Annotated in this window: 1 protein-coding gene; it reads right to left on the reverse strand. The window is 32.8% G+C overall.

The window, feature by feature from the left end; translation table 11 throughout:
* Positions 1 to 4,103 (reverse strand): non-ribosomal peptide synthetase (locus FNW52_RS20410; protein ID WP_143379313.1); only part of this gene is annotated, 4,103 nt, incomplete at both ends.

Consider the following 4,103-nt stretch of genomic DNA (forward strand, 5'->3'; position numbering starts at 1 on the left):
AGGATGTAAATCTGTGTGTTGGCTACTGGTTTTCCAATAGAAAAATACTTCCTTTCATCATACAATAATATTGTTGACGAAACTGTAGTTTCAGTGGGACCGTATTTATTGTAAAAGCTGCAGTGATTACTAAATTTATTTGCCAATTTTACAGAACAAGAATCACCGCCAGACAAGACTCTTTTTAAAGATGTCCAATTTTGTAAAATAATATTGTTTAAAACTGATGGTGTTGAGTGTAGATGAGTAATTTTATTCCTCTCTAAAAACATTCCCATTTTTTTACTGTCTAAAAGAATTTCTGTACTTAATATACTTAATCTAGCACCATTTAAAAGGGCTAAAAATATCTGTTCAACAGAAGCATCGAATGAAAAATTAGTAGATTGCAGAATATTTTCAGTTTCTCTAATGTCAAATAAATTAGTTTGCGAAATTATATAATTTACTAAGTTCCCATTTTCAATCATCACTCCTTTTGGATTTCCTGTAGTTCCAGAAGTATAAATAACATAAGAAAGATCATCTGAAACATTGATTTTCGCAATATTTTCGTCCGAATAATTGTTTTGGAGAGTTATAAATAATGAAAATTCTTCAGCATCAATGATAGCCTTACTGTTAGATTTTTTTTCTATATAAGAAATTCTTTGTTCAGGATAATTAATATCAATCGGAACATAAGCCGCCCCTGATTTTAAAACACCTAAAACAGCAATAATCATTAACTCACTTCTTTCAAGTTTAATACCAATTAAATCATTTGGTTTGATATCATAGGTTCCTCTTAAATAATGTGCCAGTTGGTTCGATATTTTATTTATTTCATTATAAGTTAATTCTTTATTATCAAATACAACTGCTATATTATTTGGTGTTCTTTCCACTTGTTTTTCAAATAAGTCTATAACAGTCTTATCAGTGGGGTAATCTGTGTTTGTATCATTAAAATCAAACAATAACTGATTTTTTTCTGTTTCGCTTAAATAGCCAATTTCTTCAATATTCTTCTCTGGCTCATTTATCAAATTAATTAGTAAATTCTCAAAATGACAAAACATTCTCGCGACAGTAAATTCATCGTAAATATCTGTATTGTAACTTATTGACAACTCTAATCCATTTGTTTCTGTGAAATTAAAATTTAAATCAACTTTAGAGGTATTGGTCTTAAAATCATAGTTCTCTACTTTAAAACTAAGTAATTCATCAGTTTTAAAATTGTTTAATTGTTCTTGATTTTGCAGAACAATCATTACATCAAATAGAGCTGATCGGCTCATATCCCTTGTTAAATTCAATTTGCCAACCAGTTCATCAAATGGATATCCTTGGTGTTCATAGGCACCTAGCAAAGTTTCTCTTTCTGCTGCTATTAAATCTGAAAAACTGTTTTTCTCTTTAAATCTGGTTCTGATTGCCAAAGTATTTAAATAGAGACCGAGTTGATTTTCTAAATCAGGATGCTCTCTTCCTGCCACCGGTGTACCAATTATAATATCACTTTGACCGGAATACCTGTAAAGCATGGCATTGATACCGGATATCAAAGTCATAAATAGGGTTGCATCTTGTGATTTTGAAAAATATTTCAACTTATCCAAAAATGATTTTGAAAATTCATGTTGGATTGTTGCTCCATTGTTTGTTTTAACAATGGGACGTATTTTGGAACTTGGTAAATCAAAAATAGGCAGTTCGCCACTAAATTGATTTATCCAATATTGAGCTGATTCTTGCTGCTTCTTTTCCTGTAATTCGTCCGTTAACCATACAGCATAGTCTTTGTATTGGATATTTAATTCAGGAAGATTAACTTCTTTTTCGCTTATAAATTTATTATAAACTTTTATAAACTCCAACATTAGTATTTGTAACGACCAGCCATCTGCAATAATATGATGCATTGACAAGAAAAACACATATTCTTCTTCTCTTAGTTTAATTAAAAAACTTTGAATAAGCGGAGCTTGTTCTAAATCAAATGAACTACGATTTTTTTCAGTCAGATAATTACTTAGATACATTTCATAGTCCTCTATTAAACTAAAATCTTCATTAACAATTCTAAAGTTTAAGTCATCAGCAGAAATTATATTTTGACGAACCTCTCCATTTTCATTTACTTTGAAGTAAGTTCTTAAAATTTCATGTCTATTAATTAAAAATCTAAGTGATTTTTCGAATTTATAAAAATCAATAATACCATAAATTCTAAGTCCAGTAGAAATATTATAGGCCAAAGAAGTATCATTCAATTGATTTAAAATCCACATTCTTGTTTGAGATGCTGAAAGAGGATACGAAACTAATTCTGGTGCCTTTGGAATAGCAAAATATGTGATATCTTTTAAATACTGTGTTAATTCTCCTATTGTCGGATTAGCAAAAAACACTTTAAATGATAACGTTTTACCCAGTTGTTTATAAATTCTATTGATTACCTGAGCAACTATCAAACTATGTCCCCCTAATTCAAAGAAATTATCCGTTATTCCAATTTGAGCTATTCCTAATACCTCTTCCCAGATTGATACTAATTTCTGTTCTGTTTCGTTTCTTGGCAAAACATATTCGTTACGGATAATATCACCTCCTGAAACATCAGGCAAAGCCTTGCGGTCTGCCTTCCCATTAGGGGTCAAGGGAATAACATCCAGCTCTACAAAAAAACTTGGAATCATATAATCCGGAAGCCTGCTCTCCAGAAAATCTCTTAATGCCGATTTATCAACACTCTTTGAGACCAGATAGGCAACCAGTACTTTATCCTCATTAATTGTCTTGGCCTCGACAACAGCCTGGATTATGGTATCGAAATACGCAAGAATTACGCTCTCGATCTCTCCAAGCTCAATCCTGAAGCCCCTGATCTTCACCTGGCTGTCTTTCCTACCTAAAAATACCATATCTCCATCGGCAAGCCAGCTTGCCAAATCCCCTGTATCATACATTCTCTGACCAGCTATAAAAGGATTGCTGATAAATTTCTCAGCCGTGAGATCTTCCCTGTTCAAATAGCCTCTTGCCAGTCCTGCCCCTGAGATATAAAGCTTGCCGGGAACTCCTGCCGGAACCAGTGCCAGTAAATCATCCAGGATATAAATCTGGGTGTTGGCTATTGGTTTTCCAATAGTTATCAGATTCTCATCTGTAATTCTTTTTACAATACATCCAACGGTACTCTCCGTTGGACCGTACTCATTGTAAATGGTAAGCGCTCTATTTTGCTGAAAAATTCCTTCTACCTGCTTCTTAAGCAAAGACTCTCCTCCAACTACAATTTTCTGCAATGGACTTTCCTTTAATTCCAAATCTTTCAGCAGCTCCAAATGAGAAGGAGTTAATTTTATACTATCCAATTCTGATGCGTTTGAAATATAATCAGCCAATACTTCATCAGAACTTAAATCATTGCTGATGATTTTAATCTTATTTCCCCTGATAAGCGGTAAATAAATACTGGTGACAGTCAAATCAAAAGATAATGAACTAAATACGCCAAAGTTTCCTTCTTCCTGTTTGTCAAAATAAAACTCAGAACACCACTGTAAATAATTAAACAAGCTATGATGTTCAATCATTACTCCTTTAGGGTTACCAGTAGTTCCTGAAGTATAAATGATATAAGCAAGATCTTTCGGAGTACCGGACTTTGAAAGATTACTTTTACCATATCTGAATCTTTCTAAATTAAAAGATATAATTTCCTCCTGATCTAAAACAACCTTACAATTACTGTCCTTTTCAATATAAGCAATACGATCCTCCGGATAATTTACATCAATAGGAACATAAGCTCCGCCTGATTTTAAAGTACCTAAAATCGCAGTAATCATAAGCTCACTCCTGTCAAGCTTTATCCCTACAAGGTCATCGGACTGGATATCATATGTTTCTCGTAAATAATACGCCAATTGATTTGACTTCTCATTAAGTTCACGATACGTCAGTGATTTGCCCTCAAATACAACCGCCGTATGATCAGGAGTTCTTAAAACCTGCTCCTCAAACAGATCAACTATCGTTTTATCTGTTGGATAATCAACTTTTGTATCATTAAATTCAAACAACAGCTGTGACTTTTCCGCTTCTGTTAAATA

This window comes from Flavobacterium sp. ZT3R18, from assembly GCF_007097385.1.
Lineage (GTDB): Bacteria > Bacteroidota > Bacteroidia > Flavobacteriales > Flavobacteriaceae > Flavobacterium.